Annotated in this window: 22 protein-coding genes, 1 tRNA gene and 1 pseudogene; 10 read left to right on the forward strand and 14 right to left on the reverse strand. The window is 64.6% G+C overall.

Translation table 11 applies throughout. From position 1 onward, the window contains the following. Positions 1-23: 23 nt before the first annotated feature. The gene (dcd, locus tag CWS39_RS02265; RefSeq protein WP_102141287.1) at positions 24-593 is read right to left on the reverse strand and encodes a dCTP deaminase; all 570 of its coding nucleotides are present in this window, start codon (positions 591-593) and stop codon (positions 24-26) included. A 58-nt stretch (positions 594-651) separates the two neighbouring features. On the opposite strand from dcd, the gene CWS39_RS02270 reads away from it, so the two are divergent. Then, a tRNA-Gly gene (locus CWS39_RS02270) sits at positions 652-725 on the forward strand. A gap of 463 nt (positions 726-1188) precedes the next feature. Here the strand turns inward: CWS39_RS02270 and CWS39_RS02275 are convergent. Continuing rightward, a complete protein-coding gene (locus CWS39_RS02275; protein WP_233213327.1) occupies positions 1189-1494 on the reverse strand; it encodes a hypothetical protein in 306 nt (101 codons plus the stop codon). A 308-nt stretch (positions 1495-1802) separates the two neighbouring features. On the opposite strand from CWS39_RS02275, the gene CWS39_RS02280 reads away from it, so the two are divergent. Next, a complete protein-coding gene (locus tag CWS39_RS02280) occupies positions 1803-2453 on the forward strand; it encodes a helix-turn-helix transcriptional regulator (protein ID WP_306768689.1) in 651 nt (216 codons plus the stop codon). A 44-nt stretch (positions 2454-2497) separates the two neighbouring features. Here CWS39_RS02280 and CWS39_RS02285 read toward each other — a convergent pair whose 3' ends face one another. The 3 genes from CWS39_RS02285 to CWS39_RS02295 form a co-directional block, all read right to left on the reverse strand. Then, a complete protein-coding gene (locus CWS39_RS02285) occupies positions 2498-3850 on the reverse strand; it encodes a glycosyltransferase family 39 protein (RefSeq protein ID WP_431306072.1) in 1353 nt (450 codons plus the stop codon). Positions 3851-4014: 164 nt separating this feature from the next. Then, a complete protein-coding gene (locus CWS39_RS02290) occupies positions 4015-4848 on the reverse strand; it encodes a glycoside hydrolase family 16 protein (RefSeq protein ID WP_102141290.1) in 834 nt (277 codons plus the stop codon). Positions 4849-4953: 105 nt separating this feature from the next. Further along, positions 4954-5637, reverse strand: coding sequence for a VldE C-terminal domain-containing protein (locus CWS39_RS02295; RefSeq protein WP_102141291.1), 684 nt, complete (start codon positions 5635-5637; stop codon positions 4954-4956). Between the two features lie 467 nt (positions 5638-6104). On the opposite strand from CWS39_RS02295, the gene CWS39_RS02300 reads away from it, so the two are divergent. After that, positions 6105-7667 (forward strand): methyltransferase regulatory domain-containing protein, encoded by a 1563-nt coding sequence (locus CWS39_RS02300; protein WP_102141292.1) that lies wholly within the window; start codon positions 6105-6107, stop codon positions 7665-7667. Between the two features lie 12 nt (positions 7668-7679). On the opposite strand, the gene CWS39_RS02305 is transcribed toward CWS39_RS02300, so the two are convergent. Beyond that, the gene (locus tag CWS39_RS02305; RefSeq protein ID WP_102141293.1) at positions 7680-7979 is read right to left on the reverse strand and encodes a hypothetical protein; all 300 of its coding nucleotides are present in this window, start codon (positions 7977-7979) and stop codon (positions 7680-7682) included. A gap of 528 nt (positions 7980-8507) precedes the next feature. On the opposite strand from CWS39_RS02305, the gene CWS39_RS02310 reads away from it, so the two are divergent. After that, complete coding sequence (locus tag CWS39_RS02310) at positions 8508-9182, forward strand: hypothetical protein (protein WP_142386794.1); 675 nt, start codon at positions 8508-8510, stop codon at positions 9180-9182. A gap of 591 nt (positions 9183-9773) precedes the next feature. Further along, a pseudogene (locus tag CWS39_RS02315) lies at positions 9774-10133 on the forward strand (IS21 family transposase); the annotation flags it as partial. Between the two features lie 72 nt (positions 10134-10205). Here CWS39_RS02315 and CWS39_RS02320 read toward each other — a convergent pair. Both CWS39_RS02320 and CWS39_RS02325 read right to left on the reverse strand, forming a co-directional pair. Further along, positions 10206-10556, reverse strand: coding sequence for a hypothetical protein (locus CWS39_RS02320; RefSeq protein ID WP_142386795.1), 351 nt, complete (start codon positions 10554-10556; stop codon positions 10206-10208). 172 nt (positions 10557-10728) lie between these two features. Beyond that, entirely contained in the window at positions 10729-12471 is a 1743-nt protein-coding gene (locus tag CWS39_RS02325; RefSeq protein ID WP_102141296.1) for an Hsp70 family protein, read from the reverse strand. A 120-nt stretch (positions 12472-12591) separates the two neighbouring features. Between CWS39_RS02325 and CWS39_RS02330 the strand changes: the two genes are divergently transcribed. After that, entirely contained in the window at positions 12592-14097 is a 1506-nt protein-coding gene (locus CWS39_RS02330) for an FAD-dependent oxidoreductase (RefSeq protein ID WP_102141297.1), read from the forward strand. Then, positions 14090-14548 (forward strand): nuclear transport factor 2 family protein, encoded by a 459-nt coding sequence (locus tag CWS39_RS02335; protein ID WP_102141298.1) that lies wholly within the window; start codon positions 14090-14092, stop codon positions 14546-14548. Before CWS39_RS02330 ends, CWS39_RS02335 begins: the two co-directional genes overlap by 8 nt. Positions 14549-14551: 3 nt before the next feature. On the opposite strand, the gene CWS39_RS02340 is transcribed toward CWS39_RS02335, so the two are convergent. Genes CWS39_RS02340 through CWS39_RS02350 form a run of 3 tightly spaced genes read right to left on the reverse strand, consistent with a single transcriptional unit; the run spans position 14552 to position 16623 of the window. Continuing rightward, positions 14552-15193 (reverse strand): L,D-transpeptidase family protein, encoded by a 642-nt coding sequence (locus CWS39_RS02340; protein WP_102141299.1) that lies wholly within the window; start codon positions 15191-15193, stop codon positions 14552-14554. Between the two features lie 9 nt (positions 15194-15202). Next, complete coding sequence (locus tag CWS39_RS02345) at positions 15203-16030, reverse strand: SRPBCC family protein (RefSeq protein WP_199177922.1); 828 nt, start codon at positions 16028-16030, stop codon at positions 15203-15205. After that, positions 16021-16623, reverse strand: coding sequence for an ArsR/SmtB family transcription factor (locus CWS39_RS02350; protein ID WP_102141301.1), 603 nt, complete (start codon positions 16621-16623; stop codon positions 16021-16023). Before CWS39_RS02350 ends, CWS39_RS02345 begins: the two co-directional genes overlap by 10 nt. Positions 16624-16680: 57 nt before the next feature. On the opposite strand from CWS39_RS02350, the gene CWS39_RS02355 reads away from it, so the two are divergent. Continuing rightward, positions 16681-18171: a bifunctional phosphatase PAP2/diacylglycerol kinase family protein gene (locus tag CWS39_RS02355; protein WP_102141302.1), complete on the forward strand. Its 1491-nt coding sequence runs from the start codon at positions 16681-16683 to the stop codon at positions 18169-18171. Here CWS39_RS02355 and CWS39_RS02360 read toward each other — a convergent pair. Further along, a complete protein-coding gene (locus CWS39_RS02360; RefSeq protein WP_102141303.1) occupies positions 18125-18796 on the reverse strand; it encodes a phosphatase PAP2 family protein in 672 nt (223 codons plus the stop codon). The genes CWS39_RS02355 and CWS39_RS02360 overlap by 47 nt on opposite strands. A gap of 46 nt (positions 18797-18842) precedes the next feature. Between CWS39_RS02360 and CWS39_RS02365 the strand changes: the two genes are divergently transcribed. Together CWS39_RS02365 and CWS39_RS02370 are read left to right on the forward strand one after the other, a co-directional pair. After that, entirely contained in the window at positions 18843-19325 is a 483-nt protein-coding gene (locus CWS39_RS02365) for a hypothetical protein (RefSeq protein WP_102141304.1), read from the forward strand. 130 nt (positions 19326-19455) lie between these two features. Further along, positions 19456-19974 carry a hypothetical protein gene (locus CWS39_RS02370; protein ID WP_102141305.1) on the forward strand — a complete coding sequence of 173 codons (519 nt, stop codon included), beginning with the start codon at positions 19456-19458 and terminating at the stop codon, positions 19972-19974. A gap of 302 nt (positions 19975-20276) precedes the next feature. Here CWS39_RS02370 and CWS39_RS02375 read toward each other — a convergent pair whose 3' ends face one another. After that, positions 20277-20753 (reverse strand): hypothetical protein, encoded by a 477-nt coding sequence (locus CWS39_RS02375; RefSeq protein WP_102141306.1) that lies wholly within the window; start codon positions 20751-20753, stop codon positions 20277-20279. 306 nt (positions 20754-21059) lie between these two features. Then, positions 21060-21434 carry a hypothetical protein gene (locus CWS39_RS02380; RefSeq protein ID WP_102141307.1) on the reverse strand — a complete coding sequence of 125 codons (375 nt, stop codon included), beginning with the start codon at positions 21432-21434 and terminating at the stop codon, positions 21060-21062. Positions 21435-21532 lie beyond the last annotated feature (98 nt).

The following is a 21532-nucleotide window of genomic DNA, read 5'->3' on the forward strand; positions in this document are numbered from 1 at the left end:
TGCTCACCGCGCTGTCGTCGCGCCTAGGACTTGAGGAAGTTCTGGTACGAGCGCGACGGCGTCGGCCCGCGCTGGCCCTGGTATTTCGAGCCGGCCTTGGCGCTGCCGTAGGGATGCTCGGCGGGGCTGGTCAGCCGCAGCAGGCAGAGTTGGCCGATCTTCATGCCGGGCCACAGCGTGATGGGCAGGTTGGCGACGTTGGACAGCTCGAGGGTGATGTGGCCGGAAAAGCCGGGGTCGATGAAGCCGGCCGTCGAGTGGGTCAGCAGGCCGAGGCGGCCCAGCGACGACTTGCCTTCGAGGCGGCCGGCGAGGTCGTCGGGCAGGGTGCACAGTTCCAGCGTCGAGCCGAGCACGAATTCGCCGGGATGCAGCACGAACGGCTCGCCCGGATCGGGCTGGACGAGGCTGGTGAGCTCGTCCTGCTGAATGCTCGGGTCGATGTGGGTGTAGCGGGTGTTGTTGAAGACGCGGAACAGGTTGTCCAGGCGGACGTCGACGCTCGATGGCTGAACCAGGCTGTCGTCGAACGGCTCGATGCGCAGCCGCTCGGCGGCGATTTCAGCCCGGATATCACGATCGGAGAGCAGCACTCGATGAGAGTATCGGCTGAGGCTGCTAATCTCCGTGATCACTGATGCCAGTCAGAACGCCGATGTAGTTCAATGGCAGAACATCAGCTTCCCAAGCTGAATACGCGGGTTCGATTCCCGTCATCGGCTCCACTGCACCGACTTACTTGCAGAGCCCTTCGATTCGCTCGGTCTCGGCCTGCGCCTTCTGCAGCAAGCCAGCTTGGTCTGGCGCGTTGTTGTCGATGCCTGCCAGTGCGTTCACCGTTACCGTCTGCACATTTCTGAAACACGTTTCAGTGTCGATATCCTGGACGTACACATTCTGTTTCACTGAATAGCGTGAACAGGAACATGACAGGAGAGGTAGCGCGATAAAATCCCTGTTGACTAGCTATTCAGCTTCGAAGACCGTCGGACCATCGACAGTTCGAACTTTGCCAGTTGTAATATTTTGAATATTACGATCCGTAGTGTTTTTAGCCTCAAAAGGCCCTCGTTCGCGACGGCATGAGCTCGCTGCGCATCTTCGGCTAACCATTTGGTCGGGATCAGAATGAGCGACTGGCGACCGTCAAACCTGAGAATGCGGGGTTCGGTCCCGGCATTGCTCCGATTAATCGATCCGGATGACGTACGTCCCGTCTTCGTCGCGCTCGACCTGTCCGCTGTCGGTGTTGACCCAGACCACTGGAGCGTCCTGCGCGCCGAGATAGGCGTTGCGGATAGCCCCGCCCCCGGGCTGCAGGTAGACGTTCCACGGCCCTTCCGGACCCGCGAGCGTAGAGAGCGTCGCGACCACTTCTCCATTGGCGCGGCGGACCGCCAGGATGTGCCCGTTCGCCTCTCGCTCGTCCATCTCGTCGTCTTCGTCAGCCTCGATGGCCCACGCGTCGTCCACAGTCAGCTCGTCGTCATGCATGCGCCTCACAGTAGTGGCCTCGGGTGTCCTCCTCGGGTCGTGAAATGAATCCAAACCGATCATCTCGATCGAATCTTCTCGCTACACTCCCTCGCGATTGACGAAGCCGTCAGAAGGTTCCGCGGATGAGATTGTGGGATGGCGAGCGCGCTCTGACCCCGCGCACCGTGCTGCACGAAAAGACCCTCACGACAAGCGGTTTGGCCTTTCGATACCCGACCGAACAAGTGGACGCAGAGACTGATTGGTGCTGCGTCGATGACACCCTGCACTTCATCTCCGTGCATCGTCGCGCATAGCTGCGATCGATGGAGTTCGAGGTCGACTGGGGCCAATCCGGCCGGACCCTCCTGAATGCGGGCGACATTTGGGTGATCCCCGCGGGGCAGCGGTGCTCGGCGCTGGTGCGCGGGGACACCATGAGCTACTGCCAGATCGCCATCCCGGACCGAGCCATCGACACCACGCCGTTGGTTCCCCGGATCAACCATTGGGACCCGCTGATACACCAACTGGTCGAAAAGCTGCACACCGTCGCACGGCTGCTCAAAGACTCTGCGGCAGAGACGTTTCGGCTCTTGGTCGCCGACTCGTACTCAGCGGCGCCGCCACGACGTAAGGAGCGTTGTCGTCGCACTCTCTACGCCGCCACTCGGTCGCTGGTTGTCGCGTACCTCGAGGACGGTCTCGACTCACAGATCACACTGGAATCGCTTGCACGGCTGGCCGATATGTCTGTCAGCAACTTCATCACGGCGTTTCGCGCGGCCTTTCATACCACCCCGTATCAGTTTCTGCTGGACCGGCGGATCGATCGCGCCAAGACCCTGCTGTTGGCGACCAAACAATCCATCACCGACATCGGCACCTCCGTCGGGTTCTCGACTCCGAACCACTTCGCCACCGCTTTCAGGCGCCGCGTCGGGGTCTCGCCGCGCGAATACCGCGCGAGCCGCTGAGCGCCGGCGACACCGACAGTGCAGGCGACAGCGAGCAACGGCCCTTACCGCGACGCGCGGATCACCTGCACCAGGTTGAATTGCCACCGCTCGAAAAGCTTGAAGCCCAAGCTGTTTGGCACAGCGAAGGCGGGCGTATTCCCGAACTGCGGGCCCGGCGGCAGCGGCGACCCCACCTCGTGCTGCGGCCTCGTCTCATCGGCTTGGGTGATGATCCACACGTCGCGGCAGTGGTGGAGCGGCCCGACGCTGGCCTCCGGGATGAGGTTGGTGTCGAACACCGCGTTGCGCTCCGTCGCGCGTTGCCAGAGGCTGACATCGATCAGCTTGCGGTAGGCGTCGGGCCGCGCCGCCATCAACGGGCGCATCGGCGCCGGGTGAAACGTCACCGTGTCATTGACAAGAAGGCAATCACCGGGCGCCGCCTTTGCGGTGATCAGATCGGCCACTTGGCTGTAGTCCATCCCGTACTTCGCATACGGACTCTGCTGCACCAGAAGATAATTCGGCGCCGCAGCCATCGCCATCACGCCGACGACGACGGCCGCCATCCACGGCACAGTGGCCACCGCGCCGACGCAGACACCCAACACCAGCGCCATCGCGGGCGCGGTGAAGGACATGTAGCGCGGGGTGTACACCGAATCCGCCACCGCCGACCACATCACGATCAGTCCTGTCGGTACCGCAAGCCACGCGATCGCCAACACGAGGAGCTGACGATCACCACCCACCAACCGTCGGGAAGTAAAGCGCCACACCGCAATCGCCGCCGCCACGACGAGCGCGGAGACCGCCAGGAACAGCGGGCTTCTGTCGAAATACTGTTGGACGGCGACGTCTTCGATCGTCCGCCGACCGATCGGTGTGATCCAGCTGATCTGCTGCACTTGATCCGTGACGATGCGCACGAACGGCGCCACCGCGCCGAGGGCCAGCATCGAGGTAATCGTGAAGGGCACCAACGCCGGTCGCATGCGGTGGAAAAGCAGGACGAAGACGACGTGCGCGATCCACAGCAACGCCAGATAGACGGAGAGCAAGATCGACAGCACCAGCACAACGCCGTAAACAGCCCACCGCCACCCGCCACCGCGCCGCGCCGCATACACCAGGGCTACCGTCAGCCAGACAGCGGCCATCATCGTCAGGGCGTACGGCCGTGCCTCGATGCCCGCCCACGTCGACCTCGGCAGGATGGCGCAAATGACGCCCGCTGCCACTCCCACAGTGCGCGACGAAAAGTGCTTGCCCAGCACGACAATTCCGGCCGCGGCTGTGCCGATCGCCAGCCCGCTGGGCGCGCGCGACCAGAACTCGGTCGGCGGGAAGATCTGGAACCAGCCGTGCATGAGCATGTAGTAGAGCCCGTGCACGGCGTCGACGTGGCCCAGCATCTCCCACAGCTGCCCTAACGAACGGCTGTAGGCGGCGGAGATCGTCGCGGCCTCGTCGTACCAGAACGACGGGCGTGCAGCGCCGGCCAGGCTGACCGCAGCGCCGAGCAGCCCGACGGCCAGCGGATCCAGCAGCCTGCCCGCGGCGGGACGAATGCGAATCGCTACCAGACGCGTATGTAGTCGATCAGCATCGCCGCCGGGAACTGTCCCAGGTTGGGATCACCGCCGCCGGGGCCGCCGACCGCGAGGGTGAACATGGGCGACATCCAGTAGCCGGGATTGTTGAATGGCCAGCGCAAGTCGCCGGGCCGTCCGGAAACCGGGATGGGCTTCGGCGGCACACTGAAGTACGGCTCCGCACCGTCCACGTAGTCGCGCCAGAACTTGAAACCGTCCTCGTCCCAACGCATTCGCCAGGTATGCCAGGCATTGTCGACCATTCCCGGAATCGACTTGCCCTCCCACGTCTTCCCGTTGGATGCCGCGTGGACGGTGGTGCCCGGAGGCCACTGCCCATTGCCGTACCACTCGAAGACGTCGACCTCACCGTCGGGCAGCGGATCCTCGTTCACCGCCCAGAACGCCGGCCAGCAGCCGGGAGTCAGGCAGTCCAGCTTGACTCGCGCTTCCCACGTGGTGTTGATCATCCCGCGCCAATTGCCACGCAGTTTGCCGCTGTAGTACCGGCCGTCCATATCTCGCGTGGCGAGCAGGACGAGATTGCCGTTGCCGTCCTGAAAGACGTTTCGACGATCATCGCGATATAGCCCCTGCACCGGCGGGTACACGTCGTCCTGCCAGCTCTGCACGGTCCACTTCGAGTAATCCGGCGGCGCGCCGGCCGGGCCGTCGAACTCGTCGTGGAAAAGATACGACCCCGGAGTGGCCTCAGGCGCCGTCGGCGGCGGCACACGGTCCACCGGCGAGGCATTGGCCCGGGTGTCCGGCAGGGAGATCGCGGCTGCCAGCACGCCGATCCCGGTCATCAACATCATGCTGCGACGATCGAATTCAGGCACACGCAGACCTTAACGGCCCGACTTCTGGACTGTGCGCCTTTCCCCGAGGCAAAGTTCCGTGCCGCAGGTCAGGCGACGAATTCAGCGGACGTATACCTCGTCGCCGTCGGGATACCCGCCACCTTTGGTGGTGATGTGGACGTGGTCATAGTGGCCGTAGCCGCCCGCTCGCGAGCCGCTAGGCGTGTAATAGGTGCCGCGCCAGATGGCATCTTGGATGGCGAGTCGCTCCGCATTCTTGAGCACATACGCGACGATCTGGTTGCCGAGCGCAATGCCCTCGTCGCTGCTGGGGTTGGGGATCATCACGTCGATCGCCAGACCGTGCGGATGCCATGGGAGCGGATCCGGCCGGACGCCGCCGATGCTGAGAATCTCGGGGAACACCGCGCTGATACTGCGGGCGGCAAGGATCGTCTTGACCTGCAGGCCCTCCTCCGGCGCGATCCCCTTGGGCAGCAACTGCGGGACATGACGCTCGACGACGCGCCACCTGGAGGCGGGCGCCGCCTGGGCCGGGGCGGAACTCGCGGCGGGCTGCGCGCCGGGTGCAGGCGCGTTGGGCGCGGCGGCGACGATCTCGATGCAGCACGGCGGACCGTCCTCGGCGACCTTGGCGGTCTCGGTAACGGGCTCCGGCGTGTCGCGCGGGGGAAGGGGGCGGACATCTCCTCCGATCGCGAAGAAGACGGCGGCCGGAGCGACGAGCGCAGCCAGCGCTAACGGCGGCTTCCGTCGTTCCTTGGCTAAGCTGTGGCGCCCCACGGAGAGGCAGCATACAAAAATCACGAAATAGTCACAATCTTTACCGCCCCGTGACCTGGGCGGCGCGTGAGCTCGGCCAGGCTTCAGGCGTCGAGACTGTCGTTAGCGAGACGTTTGTCGAGTGCGGACGTCGATAACTACAGCCTCGCGGAACGGCGGATATTCGGTGCGTCGCCGCCGTCGACGGTCGGCGATCCGCAAACTCCGACACGCACTGCAAGGCAGAGCAAATGGGTTGTCGTCAGCGCGGGGAAGTTGGGTCCGCCGGAGGTGTCGACCGGTGAGCCGGGGAAGCCGCGGGGGCTTTCAGGTAAGGCCGCTGCTGTTCACCATCGCGCTGAGCGGGCACTGCCTGTGGCAGCAGCAGTGACGGAGATCTAAGAGCCCCTTGGCAATCTACCCCGAAGTGCGCGCGGAGTCGGGACCCGTCGCCAGACTAGGACGCAGGTTTGCAAGGGGGCAGCGTGATGGCTAACGCGGTTGATCAGGTGCGCGCCGAGTACGACGAGGTGCCGTACGACTCGCATGCGTTTCCGTTGTCGGCGCCGGGACATCTGGCCGCCATCGCTTACCTTTTCGGCCTGGATGTACCTGACGTGTCCAGTGCGCGAGTGCTGGAGATCGGCTGCTCGGCGGGAAGCAACCTCATTCCGTTCGCGGCGTGGCATGCCGAGGCGCACGCCGTCGGTATCGACTTGTCGCAGGTTCAGATCGACCAGGGGCGACAGCGAGTACAAGCGCTGGGGCTGGACAACCTGGAACTACTGCAAGGTGATATCGCCGAGATGGCCCTCGAGGCGTTGGGCCAATTCGACTACATCATCTGCCACGGCGTCTACAGCTGGGTACCGGAGAACGTCCAGGACGCAATCCTTTCCGCTTTCCGTCGATTGCTCGTTCCCGACGGCGTCGCCTATCTCAGCTACAACGTCTATCCCGGCTGGAAGGCCAAAGAAATCGTGCGCGACGCGATGCTACTGCGCGGTGGTGGCAGGGGCACACCGGACGAGAAGCTGGGTTATGCGCGCGGCATGATTGATTTCCTGGAGGAGGTGGCGCCCGCGGACAGCGTGTTGGCCAGGGCCCTGGCTGATTTCAGGATCGCCACCGGCAACGTCAGGGACTACTACCTGATGCACGAGTACCTGGAGACGTTCAACTCGCCGTGCTACTTCCTGGAGATGCTCGAACGTGCGCAAGAGCACGGCCTGGCCTACTTGGCGGATGCGGTGCCCAGCACAATGTTCGCAATCAACTACGGCGACAAGGTTTCCGAACCGCTGCTCAAAGAGTGTGGGCACAGCCAGGTGCTGCTGGAGCAGTACTTGGACTTCGTTGTCAATCAGACGTTTCGGCGATCGCTGCTGATCCACGCCGAACGTGCACCACAGATCCGCTATCGGCTGGACCGCAGCCGGTACGGCCGGCTGCATTTCGCCGCGTGGCTACCGCCCGTCGCCGGAGAAACCCGTATGGACGAGTCGCGGCAGGAGTACGGTGACCGTGATGCGGGCACGTTGATAACGCACGATCCCGGCGTCAAAGCGGCCGTGGAGGCACTCAATGACCGCTGGCCGTGGACACTTTCGCGCGACGAGCTGTTGACGGCGGCGCAATCGCGGCTCAGCGCCGCAGGGATCGGCACTCCGTCCGATCTAGATGCGCGCCTCGACGATCTGCTGGACCTGCTCATTGTCCGCGGGCAGCTGCGATTCCGTCTCGAACCGGTAGTGCCTCACCCGTCGGCCACGCCGACATGGCTGGACGAGACCACGAGGCGACTGGCGGAGTTGGCGCGCGAGGACCCCGATCCGTGCGTCTACAACGCCTGGCATGAAGAAGTAGCGCTGTCGCCCCTTGATCGGCATCTGCTGCCATTGCTCGACGGCACCCGGGATCGCAATGACCTCGTCAAGGAGCTGTTGAACGTCGCGGGCACCGACGTCAACGCTCTCAGCCGCGACGCCGTGACCCAACACGTCGACACGATTCCGCAGCGGCTGGCGGGAATGAAGCTGTTGCTTCCGTGACTGCGGTTGGCCCTACCGGCCGGCGATGTCTTGAATCGCATCCACCAGCTCCTGGTTGGCGACGATCAGCTGTTCCCGCAGGACGGGGTTGTACCGCTCCCGATTCGCCGCATCCAACTGCCCGGACCGGATGGCCTCGGCGAGCTGCTCACTGAGCAGACCGATCCTCTGTTGATACTCATCGATTGCGACGTCGATCGCCGTGTCGGTGTCGTCGGCCATCGCCGTACTCGCGGGGCCGGCCGTCACCATGGCACCGGCAGCTAGCGCAGCGAGGATGACCTTTCCTGCCCACTTGGCGTTTGTGGCCATGTTCTGAATTCCTCCCTTTGTGGGCGGGTTGCGTCGTTCAAACCGCTCGAGAAACAACAACCCACGTGAGCTCGACAAATCGACTAAGTGTCTGGTGCCCTATCTCCTGATGAGGCCCTAGCAGCAAGGCTAACAAAGCAGCTTGACCACGAGAAGCCATTCAGGTATTTGCCGACGCGGCGGACCGAGATGTTTGCACTTTCAACTAGATCCGCTCACGAATCTTTTGACTTTGGAACGAATGAGTAAAGCCTCAACTGGCTTTGATGTGCAACTATCGCAATTCAGTTAGATTCGCTTAGTGTAATGCCTGTACTCAGAGAACGCGCTTGGATTCCGGGGATGGCAATGTTTACCTTGCTTCAGCGTGAGACGCTGGCGAGTTTTGCGCATCGTGCAGTATTGACCGAAGCGAAACCAAACTTCGGTCGTAGCGTGATGTTCTTTTGCTAATTGGTCCCCAAAATCGTTTGCTCTCGCTAGTGTTCGTTTTGCCAGATAGGCACCCCATACAAGGAGGGAAGACCCATGAGTCAGCACAGGAACAGCTCAGCGGGTAAGCGCAGGCTTGCGGGTGGCATGTTGCTCGGCGCCGCGGCGTCGGGCGCGTTGGCCATCGGAGCACTGGGTTCGGCCGGCACGGCCGAAGCCACCTGCGCATCGGTCAGCGGCATCAACAACGGCGGCGGCTGCACAACTACTGCGGGCCCCAACGTTGCGGTGGGCATCGGCGCCGACACCACGGCAACTGCCGCCGGGTTCGGTAACCTCGCCGTCGCGGTGGGCACCAAAGCCAATGCTCAAGCAGTGGGCACCGGCAATCTTGCAATCGCGGCTGGCAACCCCGCCAACAACTCCGTTCTCGGCCCTAATACGCCGACGACCGCGGTGGCCGCTGGCAGCTTCAATAGGGCCGTTGCGATCGGAAACGGCAGCACGGCGGTAGCAGCCGGCGGCGGCCTCATCCCGACGCTGGCAAACCCGGGCAACAACACGGCGTTCACGTTCGGCGACGGCAGCAATACGCAGGTCACCGGGAATAACAGCGTCGCGACCGTAGTTGGCAACGAGAGCAATGCGGTGGCGCAGGGTGGCAACTTCAACCTGGCGGCCGCGCTCGGCAACAAGTCGACTGCCGTCGCGGGCCCCGGAGATGGCAAGGTCGCCATCTCCGGTCCGGGCGAGACCTCGACGAACCCGTAGGTCGACGTTGTCGCAGCACGGTGTCATGCCGCGCTGCCTGGGAGGGGACGTGGGATTTCCCACGTCCCCAACCTGTCATCCGGCTAGCGCTACAGATCAACCGGTTCCAGGCGTCGTTCACCTCTTAGCTGGCGCACCTCTAGCAGTTTGCTATATCTGTACGGATAGGCCTATGGTGCTTTGCTGGCATGGATCATCCGCTGCGATAACGCGCCTGGCCGGGCCACGACGAAAACGCAGGTCAGACCGGAGTTCGCATGGTCTCGCGTTGCGACGCCGCCGCCAAGAAAATATTGCTGTCAAGTTCGGATTCAAGATCAGTTTGCTAACCGTTCGTTCGTTCAATTCAAGATCACGAACCGAGCCGACTAAGCGACGTTAATGCTGTAGTTCTTTACAGGAGTTCTGCCTAGGGTCGTATCAAGCAATTATTACGGCTGGCGGGAAGTAGAGGTTCTGCGACAAGCACCGAATGCCTCCATGAAAATTCGTTCGCTTTTCTACTGGCTTCGCCACCGAAGCCGATGTGCGGCGCCTGAATTTTGACCCCTTTCGTCGAGCACCTGCGCGCGAGTTGAGAGGAAAAGAAGGTTGTTGTCAGTCGATGAATGGGCTGAAATCCGTCGGCTGCATCAAGCGGAGGGCTTGCCGATCAAGATGATCGCGCGGACGTTAGGGATATCGCGGAACACCGTTCGAGCCGCGCTGGCCTCCGACAGACCGCCGAAGTACAAACGCAAGCCGAAGGGATCGGCGGTTGATGCGTTCGAGGAGGCGATCCGCGCCGAGCTCGAAGCGGCGCCGATGATGCCGGCGACGGTGATCGCCGAGCGGGTCGGCTGGACGCGCGGAATGACAGTGTTCAAGGAACGCGTACGAGAGTTGCGTCCGGCGTATCGGGCGCAGGTCGGCCGGACGACCGATGAGAACAAACGTACTGCCCAGTGCGACTCGTAGGTCGCCGGCGCAAAGCGCGCGAACAACCCGCCGTTGGGGCGGCTAGGTTTCGTATCAGGACGAGCACTAGGTTCGTGCGATTGGAAACAGCCGCGAACCCGGCACCAGCGGGTCGTAACCCAAGCCGACGTCGTTGATCGCGTTGTTGATGACAATCGCATTCGACGGGATGTTGTCGATTTCCACGCCGAGACCGTCGAGGATCGCCTGCACTTCCTCAGGCAATAGCTCTTGAACGTCGACGCCGACTGCGTCGAGCAGACCGAACAGCGGGCCGGTGGTGACGGCGGCGATATCCGCGTCGGCCTCCGGCATGCGGGGTGCGGCGACCCCCACCGTCAACGCAGCAGCCGCTGCTGCGGCGGCTCCCGCAAGCGTGAACTTCCTAACTCGTTTGGTCTCGCCCACGTCCACCATGGCCCATGGACGTTACCCCGCAGTCAATTCCACTGTATTCGGTTTGGCGCCAATGATTTTGGTGCGCAACGGCAGCAGGTGTTAGCTGGAACTCCAGTTCGCTAATACAATTTCGCTGTCGTTACGGATGCCACCACCGTCAACAAACCATTCGTGCCAGATCGGCAACCGCTTACTGGAACGGCCCTGGATACGGATTCGGACTCTGCTGCTGTGGCACCTGAATGGGAATCGGCACCGGCACAAAGGGCACCGTCACGTACGTCGTCGTCATCGGATTCGTCGTCGTGGTGGTTGTCCTGGTGGTGGTGGTTGTGGTCGGCGTGGTCGTTGTCGTTGTGGTCGTTGTCGTTGTGGTCGTAGTCGTGGTGGTCGTAGTCGTGGTGGTGGTTGTCGTTGTGGTCGGCTGCGTGGTCGTCGTGGTCGTCGTCGCCCGCCACGTCGTCTGCGGCGGTTGCGTTGTCGTCGGCGGCGGTGGTGGCGGAGGAGGCGGCGCCGGCTCTTCGCTGACCGTGACGACGCGCGGCGGCGGAGGAGGTGCAGATGTCACCGGCGGCGGTGCCACACTCGTCGGCGGCGGCGCTTCGGCCGTCGACGTCGGACCGGTGCTGCTCGTCATCCCGGTCAGCGCGTACGCCACCCCGCCCACAGCGACCACCGCCGCCACCGCTGCCAGGCCAAACGCCAGCGTAGGCAGCCGCTGCCATGAGCGTGGCTCCTCGATCGGCCCGGTCGGCGGCACGTACTGCACCGGCGGGCGCGCGCTGGGCGCATCGGTGTCGTAATCCTCGCCCGCATAGGGCACGGGTTCGCCGTCGGCGTCGTCGGCCTCCGACCACGCCAGCGCCCGGAACGTCGCCGACCCCGGCTCGTCGCTCGGCACATCGGCGACGACGGGCACCACGGGCGCCACCCCGGTCTGTGCCTCCGCTGCCGCCCCGTACGCGGCGAACACCGCGGCACCCACGGCCGCGTCGAGCGCCGGCTGCGGCGTCGTCACCATCGGTGCTCGGGAATGCTCCGAAAGCCGTTGAGTGATAAGCGGAATACTGGCACCGCCACCGATTGTCACCACCGATGACACGTCAGCCCAGTGAATCCTGTTGCGCTGCAGCACGTTCTCCAGAGCTGACAGCACGCCGTCCAGCTGGGACGAGATCAGACTCTCCAGCTCGGTGCGGATGAGCCGAACCCCGGAGCTGTATCCCGGTAGCTCGACGCGCAATTCAGTGACGGTGTCCGAGGAGAGCCGCTCCTTGGCGCGACGGCACTCCTCGCGCAGCCGCGCAAGCGAACCCACCGCCGCGGTTCCGGCCGGATCGACGGCGCCGGCCCTGGCGATGTCCTCCAGCACATGGGTCAGCAGCGCCTGGTCGATCTGGTCACCGGAAAAGTCTGTGTGGCGCACGGTCTCGTCGATCAGCTCAAACGACGACGCCGCGTCGGCCAGGGTGATGCTAGTGCCGCTGCCGCCGAAATCGAGCAGCGCCACCACACCTTGTGGCGGCAGACCCGGATTGGCGTGCAACGCCGTCAGCGACGCCACCGCGTCCGGCACCAGCCGCGCCGGCACACCGTTGGGCGCCAGCACCGGGTTGGCGCGCATGCTGTTGCGCAGCGCCCACAACGTCGACTCGCCCCAATGCGCCGGCACCGCGATAGCGATGTCCGCGGTCGGCTGGCCGCCGGCGGCCTGCACCATCAGGTGCAGTGCGTCGACCAGCAGCCGCTCGGCGGGGTGCGACGAGCCGTCTTCGGCCACCAACGGCACCGGATCGCCGACACGTTCGACGAATCCGCTCATGGTGACGCCCGACGGCAGCGTCAATACTGCCCGCCGCGTCACGGGTTGATTGCCGACACGTGCCGCGACCAAGTTAGTCGTCCCGATCGACAACCCCAACGGGTCGCTCATAACGGTCCACACCATAGTCGCCGCGCACAGCCGCGCACGTCAGACACTCCGCGCGGACGGTGTCGAACAGCGTTGGACCGCCGAGGTTTTGCCTGCTCGCAGGTGGGTACAAACACGGGCATGACGTCACTGTGGCTCGCCGATCGAGTTAGCCAGCCGGTACCGCCAAGTCCTCTCGATGAATCGAATCGCAGCGCCGATGTCGTGGTCGTCGGCGCGGGCATCACGGGATTGGTGACGGCAGCATTGTTAGCCCGCGCCGGCAGGGACGTGCTGGTGCTCGAGGCCCACACGGTCGGTGCCGCCGCGACGGGCAACACCACCGCAAAAATCACGCTGCTGCAGGGCCGCAAGCTCTCGAAGATCCTCGCCAAACACGGCGCCGACGTCGCACGCAACTACGTCCAGGGCAACCGCGAGGGCCAAGACTGGATCCTGCGCCACTGCGACGCGCACGGGCTGTCCGTCCAGCGCGAGGACGCCTACACCTATGCCCAGTCCGAACAGGGTGTGCCGGCGGCGCGCGCCGAGCTGCAGGCCTGCGAAACCGCCGGGCTGCCAGCCGAATGGGCCGACGACGCCGATGTGCCGTTTCCGTTCCACGGCGGAGTCCGGCTGGCCGATCAGGCGCAGTTCGACCCGATGCCGTTGCTGGACAGTCTCATCGTGGAGTTGGAAGAACGCAGCGGGCGCCTGGTGCAAGGCGTTCGCGTGCAACGGGTCTCGGGTGACGGCAACGGTCTGAAGCTGCACGTGCGCACGGTGACCGGTGACGAGTTCGACGTGGTATGCGGGCAATGCATTCTGGCGACGGGCATTCCGATCCTCGATCGCGGCGGGTTCTTCGCCCGCCTCAAGCCCAACCGCTCCTACTGCATGGCGTATCAGGTGCCCGGCAACATCACCCGCGGCATGTACATCTCCTCCGACTCGCCCACCCGATCGGTGCGTTACGCGCCCACCAGCGACGGGGATCGGTTGATCGTCGGCGGCGCCGGGCATCCCGTGGGTCGCGAGAAGAGCCCGGCAAGCTCGGTGCAGGAGCTGGGCTCGTGGGCCAAGATGCACTATCCGGGCGCGATGCAGACGCACTACTGGTCGGCGCAGGATTACACGCCGGCCGACGAGCTACCGTACGTCGGCCCGATCCTCCCTGGCAACGAGAAGATCTTTGTCGCAACGGGTTTCGACAAGTGGGGTATGACGAACGGGACCGCGGCTGCGCTGGCCCTATCGAGCCGCATTCTCGGCGGGCGGATGGATTGGGCCGATTCGTTCGCCAGCTGGAGTCCGCATGCGGTATCCGGCATTCCGACCGCGCTGCAAGCCAATCTCGAAGTGGGTTTCAACCTGGCCAAAGGCTGGATCGCCCCGGTGACGCGCATCGGCAGCCGCGTGCCCGAGGACGGCGGCGTGGTCAGCGGCCCGCCGTGGCACCTGGAGGCTCGATGCCTGGTGGACGGCGTCGAGCACCGGGTATCACCGGTGTGCCCGCATCTCGGCGGCATCGTCAACTGGAACGACGCCGACGAATCGTGGGACTGCCCGCTGCACGGGTCGAGGTTCGCACCCGATGGCACGCTGCTGGAGGGTCCGGCGACGCGTAACCTGACACGCCATGGGTGACATCGACGACATCAAACAAGTCAAGTACCGCTACCTGCGCGCCCTCGACACCAAGGACTGGGACGAGTTCGCCGACACGCTCACCGAGGACGTGGCCGGCGATTACGGGCAGTCGCTGGGCGGCGACGGCCTGCACTTCACCGACCGCGCCGCGCTGGTGGACTTCATGAAGCGCTCGCTGGGCCCGATCATCACCGAGCACCGCGTCACCCACCCCGAGATCACCGTCGACGGGGACGAGGCGACGGGCACGTGGTATCTGCAAGACCGGGTGATCGCAGCCGATTTCAACTTCATGCTCATCGGCGCGGCCTTCTACCACGACCGCTACCGCCGCACCAGCGACGGGTGGAAGATCTGCGCGACGGGCTACGACCGTACCTATGACGCCACCATGTCGCTGGAGAATCTGAACTTCAAGCTGAAAACCGGTCCAGCACTGAAGATTTGACGGCTATTTCGCGATAGCGATCAACGCGCCCGGGCGCAGCCAGCGCATGATCTGCACCAGCGTGGCGTCGTCGATCGCCACGCAGCCCGCCGTCGGTCCACCGTCGGTGGTGTGCAGGAAGAAGGCGCTGCCGTGGCCCGGGATCCGCGCCTTGTTGACACCCATCACCACGGCGTGCGCGTACTGCGGGATGTCGAGGTTCTCACTTGCGCCGTCGATGCGGAACGGGCACTGCTCTCGCTTGCACACCTGCATGGTGTTGTAGGTCGGGCTGTTTACGTCGCCGTCCCACCAATGATCCGGGCCCACCTGCACATACTGCAGTCCGGTGCCGGGATTGGGCTGCGTGCCGAACGCGAAGTCGAGCGTGAAAACGCCCATCGGGGTCTTCTTCTCACCTTCGCGTATTTGCGGGGCCATCCCGTTGGCGCCGATGTGCGCGGGGATGCCCGCGGCGATCGGCTGCCAGCCTTGGGGGCCGCGTTGCCACACGTCCATCTTGGCCGACGAACCACCCACGCCCACAACGGAAATCACCTGCGTCGCACCGCCGACCGAGCCGGCGAACCACGGCGTCACCGCATGGCTGATCGGTGCTGCGGCCAATGCGATTGCCGCGCATACCAACACCAGCAGCCATCGCATCCACCCATGCTAGGTGGCGACGGGTTCACCTTCGAGCAAGCCACGCAGCCACGCCGCCCATTTCGTCTTCTCGGCTGCCGCGGTGTCGGCGGCGTCATCGCCGTAGAAAAAGACGCTGGCAACCCCGCGGGCCCCGTCCCCCATCCGGAAGGCGCCGATTACGGCAATGCCGCCTGCGGGCTCGTCGAGGCGGAGCATCAACTCGCGGTGGTCGGCGGCCTGGTGGACGCGCTCGACGACACCGGCGAGCCGCGGGGCTCCGGAGGGAGTTTCACGCCGGTCACCGACGTTGGCGCCCGCGAGGTTCAGCGCGCTGGTGAGCCGCTCCCACACCTGCGCCTCGTCGCCGGGGTAGTTGGCCATGGCCCTGACGGGCGCTGGGCGCTGACCCGCGAAGTGCTTCAGGTACACCCGCAGCACCTCGAAGAAGCCGGGCCAGCCGCCCTCGAAGCTCTCGAGTTCGTCGTCCCAGTCGTCTTTTTCGGTGAACAGGCTGTGCACCATTCGCACCACACATTGCCCGCCGGAGTGACTGGTGACGACGACTTCGGTCGCGACCGGCGGCGCGTCGCCGCTCCACCCGTACTCCTCGTAGGCGAACCGGACCGGCGGCTCCCACGCCGTCACCGTTCCCGTAGAGGTGACCTCACCGCAGTTCACGTCGCCGAAGTCGAATGTGATTGTGCCGCGGACACGTTCGTCGACCGTGGTCGGAGTGAACCACGCGCTCATACCCGGTCCGGTGGCGATCGCGTGCCAGACCTGTTCGGGAGTGCCGGGCACGAGAAACTCCATCTCAACCCAGCGACGGCCTGAATCGTCCTTCTTCAACGGCATTTCGCGTCCTCCTTGGTGTCTGGGGCGTCTGGCATGGGATAGGCGGCGAGCACCAGCCGATAGGCGCGGCCGGCGTCGTCGTGATAGCGGGCGACCAACGACGTGACCGCCTCCGATAGTTCCTTGGTGAAGGCGGCACGGTCGGCGGGCGACCGGAACCGCACAGCCGTGTCGATCGTCAACGTCGCCAGCCGCTTGTTCTGCTGGCGCGCCTTGCGCCACAGCCCGCCGACCTCGCGGACCGCCCGCGCGGCGACGGCGATCAGGTAGCTCGCAGATAGCCGGTCGTTGGTGCGGCCGGGATCCGCGGCGACGGGTCCGAGCGCACCGGGAGACACGACGTAGGACGACGCGGTCGCGACCATCAGCCGTTCGGTGAGCCCACCCCACCGGCGCTCGCCCGCGACTTCGACCAGCCGATGAGACTCCAGCGCACGCAGGTGATAGTTGACCTTCTGCCGCGAGATTCCCACCCGCGACGCCAGCGTGGCGGCCGACGCCGGCTCGGTCAGCTCGGCCAGAAGCCGGCTGCGGACGGGGTCCAATGCGGTCACCGCGGCGGCCGGGTCGGCGATCACCTCCACATCGAGCATGCCTGCATCGTCGCCTTGACAAGTTTGGTTGTCAAGGGCACGGGATACGTTGGCTTCATGGATCTGCCGTTGCGACGACGCCGGGAGGGCCTACGGCAGATCGGCCGGGGGCTGGGGACGCTGGACCGCGAAGTGTTCGAAGCGATCGCCGAGTCGCCCAGCCCGCTGCTCGACGCCACGATGCCGCGGCTGACGCGCGCCGCCGACCACTCCAAGCTGTGGTTGGCCATTGGCGCGGCGCTGGCCGTACTCGGCGGGCCGTCGGCGCAGCGCGGCGCTACTCGCGGCTTGTTCAGCCTCGCGGTGACCAGCCTGCTGACCAACCAGGTGGCCAAGCGAGTGTGGCGACGGCCGCGGCCGAACCGGCTGTCGGTGCCTCTGGCGCGGCAGACCCGACGCTCGCCGACATCGAACTCGCTGCCGTCGGGGCATGCGGCCAGCGCGGCGGCGTTCGCGGTCGGGGTCGGGCTGGAGAGCCCGCCGCTAGGCCTCGGCCTGGCGCTGCTGGCGGGGCTGGTGGGCATGTCACGCGTGGCCACCGGGGCGCACTATCCCGGCGACGTATTCGCCGGTTTCGGCATCGGCGCGGGTATCGCGGTGCTCGGTGGCCGTGTGGTGCCGCCGATTGCGGAGGCCAGTCTGCCCGCCGCCGATCCGCTGCGGGTGGACACCCCGCCCCGGCCCGACGGTGCCGGCGTGGTGCTGGTGGTCAACCCCGCGTCGGGCGGAGGTACCGGCGCCCGCATCGCCGATGAGGTGCGAAAAGCGTTGCCGCGGGCTGAGATTGTCGAAGTCGGCGACGACGACGATGTCGAGGACGTGCTGCGCGCGGCGGCATCTCGGGCCGAGGTGCTGGCCGTCGGCGGCGGCGACGGCACGGTGGCGTGTGCGGCCGGCGTGGCGGTAGAGAAGGGGCTGCCGCTGGCGGTCTTTCCCGGCGGCACCTTCAACCACTTCGCCAAGGACATCGGCTGCGATTCGGTCGCCAAGACCGTCGACGCGATTCGCCGCGGCAGCGTGGCGTGCGTCGACCTGGTCTGCCTCAACGAAGGTCATATGGTGATCAACACCGCCAGCATCGGCGCCTACCCCCGCTATGTACGGTTTCGTGAACGGCTCGAACACCGGATCGGAAAGCCGCTGGCCGGCGTCTACGCGATGTGGCACACGCTGCGCCGCGACGAGCCGGTGCGCATCAGCTACGACAACAAGACATTGCAGACATCGCTGTTCTTCCTTGGCAATTCGACGTATCTGCCTTCGGGTTTCGCACCGTCACGGCGCACGCGCATGGACGATGGGCTGCTCGACGTGCGGATCCTCGAGACCGGCCGCAGATTCGCCAAGTTGAGGATTGTGACGTCGCTGCTACTCGGACGGCTGGAGCGCAGCCCGCTGTATCACGAACTGCGCGTGCCGGAGTTCTCGTTCAAGGCGGTGGACGGTCCGACAGTGTTGGCGCATGACGGCGAAGTCGGAACCAAGTGCAGCGAGGCGACTTTCAGCGTGCGCTACCGGGTGTTGCCGGTGTTTCGTCCGCTTCCGTGACGGGAGCCGACGGCTGCAGCATCAGCACGCAGGCGACGAAATGGGCGTAGCCCAAAGCCCATCCGGCGATGACGTCGGAGAGGTGATGCACGTTGAGCACCACCCGCCCGAGCCCGATCGCGATGACGATGACGGCGCCGACGGCGATCAACCAGCCGCGCAGCGGAGCTCGCAGAAACCGCCAGACGACGGTGAGCAGGGCCAGTACACCGACCATCACGCCCAACGCGTGCCCGGAGGGAAACGACGACGACGGCGCGAACACCAGCGCGGTGGCGGGACGTGGACGGTCGGACGCCCGCTTGGCGATTTCGATGAGGAGCCCGCTGAGTTCGACGCTGAGCACCAGGAACAGGGCAAGCCGAAGGTTGCGACGGGTGAGGGCCACGACGATAACCACGAGGGCCGCCAGCCGGAAGGCCATCGGCCCCAAGACGGTGCAGAAGACGTGCCATGCGGTGACCCAGCCGGGGCGGGTTTCGCCGTACCGGTGCAGCACATCCAGGGTTGCGGTGTCGAGGTCGACGAGCCAGTTCCACTGCGACGCATAGCCGATCCACATCAGTACGTAGATTGCGACGGCCGCAATGGCCGACCCGATGAGCCATCTGCGGTGCGCCGTCATCTGTCTACCTGTACCACCCGGATGCCCGCCCGTAGGGTGACGGGGTATGGCTGTGTTCCTGCGCAAGCTGCTACGCATCGGCAAACTGCCTGACGAGCTGCGCGCCGAGCTGGAGGCCGAGGGCATCCTGCACCGCGCGGAATACGTGCCGGTGACGCGCCGGTTCAGCGGGACCATCCCGGGCCGGCGAGCGGCGGGCAGCGTTGCGAGCTACGTCGGTTCGTTGGTGCTCACGAACCAGCGGGTGCTCGGCACGCTGTCGACGGTGCCCAAGCTCGCGGGGCGCACAATCGACCAGCGGTGGGATGCGGTGCAAGCCGGGCCCGTCAAGGCCTCGATCTCTGACAGTGGTCTGGTGTTGGAGGCGGACATCGCCGAGGTCGACCCGCGGTTCGAGGGCCGGCTGTCGCTGCACTACAAGGACGCGATCGGCGAGGACGTGCTCTCGCGGTTGCCGCGGCGGTCGCTGGCGTTCGATGTGCCGCCGGAGTACGTGTTCCGGGCGGTCGGGGTGCCGTACCACCCGTAGTGCCCCGTCGCTCGACGGCGTCCGCGTTTCCCAAACCAGCTCACTAGCCTCAGGGCGGTACCGTGACGCTGCCAGTTGTGAGGACCTGCCGCTGGTCCGGCAGAAGATCAAGGGTTGGTGATACGACGCCGTGACTGGGTTCAGGGACGCCGTCGCGGCGGCCGTGCACGGAACGCCCTACATCGTCGTCGACACCAAGAAGGGGTTTGACGTACAGCTAGACATCGCCAACGCCCAGTGGTGGGGATTGTTCAATCGGGCCGGCTTACGGAAGAGCTTCCGTTGGCGGGTAACCGAGCACAAGTCGAATTTCACAGTCACTGATAAGCAAGTCAGCGTGTCGTGGCGGTCCGGTGTTCCAGCTTTCGGCGCCTCGCTGGAAATGCAAGGCGGACGGATCATCTCATTCTCCCGTGAGAAGATCTGGGCGCTGTCGGACCGCGGCCGCATCGAGCCAGTCGTGGATTATCGATTCAACTCCAGAGAGGGTAGGGATCTGATCCGCCTCGTGGCCCGGCAATTGGGCCTCAAAGAGCGCCAGCCCCTGATGCTTAAGCTCACGCTCGCGGTGGTGCTGATAACGCCACTGTTCTTTGCCATTTACGGGCTCGTACAGATCGTTCTCCGAATAACGGGTGTAAATCCCTGATTCCAGACACGCCCTATGGCGAGGCCACGGTCGTCACTAACTTGCGGCCGTGATCTGTCGCCTGCCCCCATGTGGCGTCATTGGGCGACGTTGTATTTGTAATTTGACCAAGTTACCTCGAGCGCGAGTGAAAACAGCGGAGCCACTGGGATTGGCGTGCTTCCAATGGCTACAATGCGAAATCCGTTGCCGCTATTGATATTCGGATGGTCTCAGTTAATATCCAGTCGGCTGCTGGCGGCAGAATCAAATCTGTGGTTTCGTCGAGTCGGACTCCCCTCCATCGCGGTGTTCAGCCGTAGTCAACCGCTGCGACGACGACGAAGCACTGCGGTCAGGACGAGTACAGAAATTCCTACCATCGCCATGATCACTCCCCCTACAACTCCAACGAGGGATCCGAAAAGTAGGGCGCCTCCTGGACTTTCGCCTACCCCGAAAGTGTCCGAGGCGGCCCCCATGCACGTGACTGTGTAGTTCCCACTGGTACCCGGGGTGATGGTGAAGGTCGCTTCCCACTGATTTAAGGTCAAGCTGTCTTCGAATTGCTTCATTTCGACGCCACGACCACCCTCGCCGAATGTGTCGCAATGCACCTGGTGGCCGCCCGCCACAGCGGCATTGGCGATGAACACCACCTTTGTTTCCCCTGCGTCGATCCGGACGGTGGTTGATCCTCCCGAGCCGAATGTGTGCTCGCTGTCGGGCTGCTTACCGAAGGCCCTCATCATCATGCCGATCCCAGCGCCGGCGAGGACGAGTCCGATAACCAGCAACACGGCGCCGACGACGTACCAGTACTTCTTAGGTGCCGGCTTGCGAGCCTGCGATGACGGATATGCACCAGAAGCGTGCGGATCTACTCGAGCCCAACCGTACTGGGGCTGCGGGCTACATCCCCCGGGCTGCCAGCCGGGAGGTGGGGGCGGAGGAATCGATGGCGGAACGTCACCGGAGATCCACTTCGACGGATCCATCGACACGGGCGGCTCCTCAAGGCGTTATATGAGTTGGAGAAATTGCACGACTCGTCCTCGTCGCCCACGCAGCTGTAATGTACTGATTAAGCGGGGCGTCAACGAAGTTCAGGTTCTTGCCTCGTCCACCAATTCCTTGGCTACTCGCTCACCGGACTCGGTGAGCCCCAACCAAATGGAGAAGTCCCACTGCGCCGGTTCGTCGTAGTGTTCGACGTAGCGCTCGCGCAGACGGGACATCGCCTCGTCCAAAGACAGATTCCAGGCAATGAGTCTGGTGCCCTCAGTCGGAAGGTCTCCGATTTCCATGAGCCCGTCCTCCACGAGCGACCGGATGGTTCGCAGAGCAAGCTCTTGGCGAACGTCTCGAGAATCGGCGAGCTGGAAGTAGGAGATGACCGTTTCGACCTCAGTGAGGGGCACCCAATCTTCCAACGCGCTGGTCAGCAGTTCGGTGCGCAGCTTTTTCAGCGCTTTCGACACGGCGTGCCCCGCACGCGGGGTTGATCGTCCGCGGTTTGTCATCGCCATATATCTTTGCTGACAAGTCAGCAATCTACCCCACCGCCACGGACGGTGGC

The organism is Mycobacterium hubeiense, assembly GCF_002838065.1.
GTDB lineage: Bacteria > Actinomycetota > Actinomycetes > Mycobacteriales > Mycobacteriaceae > Mycobacterium > Mycobacterium hubeiense.

What these genes read in the sequence shown, in the direction of transcription:
- CWS39_RS02275 (WP_233213327.1), bottom strand. Translation starts at nt 1,494, where the DNA reads ATGCATGACGACGAGCTGACTGTGGACGACGCGTGGGCCATCGAGGCT.
- CWS39_RS02280 (WP_306768689.1), top strand. Translation starts at nt 1,803, where the DNA reads ATGGAGTTCGAGGTCGACTGGGGCCAATCCGGCCGGACCCTCCTGAAT.
- CWS39_RS02285 (WP_431306072.1), bottom strand. Translation starts at nt 3,850, where the DNA reads ATGCTGGGCCACGTCGACGCCGTGCACGGGCTCTACTACATGCTCATG.
- CWS39_RS02290 (WP_102141290.1), bottom strand. Translation starts at nt 4,848, where the DNA reads ATGATGTTGATGACCGGGATCGGCGTGCTGGCAGCCGCGATCTCCCTG.
- CWS39_RS02300 (WP_102141292.1), top strand. Translation starts at nt 6,105, where the DNA reads ATGGCTAACGCGGTTGATCAGGTGCGCGCCGAGTACGACGAGGTGCCG.
- CWS39_RS02305 (WP_102141293.1), bottom strand. Translation starts at nt 7,979, where the DNA reads ATGGCCACAAACGCCAAGTGGGCAGGAAAGGTCATCCTCGCTGCGCTA.
- CWS39_RS02310 (WP_142386794.1), top strand. Translation starts at nt 8,508, where the DNA reads ATGAGTCAGCACAGGAACAGCTCAGCGGGTAAGCGCAGGCTTGCGGGT.
- CWS39_RS02320 (WP_142386795.1), bottom strand. Translation starts at nt 10,556, where the DNA reads ATGGTGGACGTGGGCGAGACCAAACGAGTTAGGAAGTTCACGCTTGCG.
- CWS39_RS02325 (WP_102141296.1), bottom strand. Translation starts at nt 12,471, where the DNA reads ATGAGCGACCCGTTGGGGTTGTCGATCGGGACGACTAACTTGGTCGCG.
- CWS39_RS02330 (WP_102141297.1), top strand. Translation starts at nt 12,592, where the DNA reads ATGACGTCACTGTGGCTCGCCGATCGAGTTAGCCAGCCGGTACCGCCA.
- CWS39_RS02335 (WP_102141298.1), top strand. Translation starts at nt 14,090, where the DNA reads ATGGGTGACATCGACGACATCAAACAAGTCAAGTACCGCTACCTGCGC.
- CWS39_RS02340 (WP_102141299.1), bottom strand. Translation starts at nt 15,193, where the DNA reads ATGCGATGGCTGCTGGTGTTGGTATGCGCGGCAATCGCATTGGCCGCA.
- CWS39_RS02345 (WP_199177922.1), bottom strand. Translation starts at nt 16,030, where the DNA reads ATGCCGTTGAAGAAGGACGATTCAGGCCGTCGCTGGGTTGAGATGGAG.
- CWS39_RS02350 (WP_102141301.1), bottom strand. Translation starts at nt 16,623, where the DNA reads ATGCTCGATGTGGAGGTGATCGCCGACCCGGCCGCCGCGGTGACCGCA.
- CWS39_RS02355 (WP_102141302.1), top strand. Translation starts at nt 16,681, where the DNA reads ATGGATCTGCCGTTGCGACGACGCCGGGAGGGCCTACGGCAGATCGGC.
- CWS39_RS02360 (WP_102141303.1), bottom strand. Translation starts at nt 18,796, where the DNA reads ATGACGGCGCACCGCAGATGGCTCATCGGGTCGGCCATTGCGGCCGTC.
- CWS39_RS02365 (WP_102141304.1), top strand. Translation starts at nt 18,843, where the DNA reads ATGGCTGTGTTCCTGCGCAAGCTGCTACGCATCGGCAAACTGCCTGAC.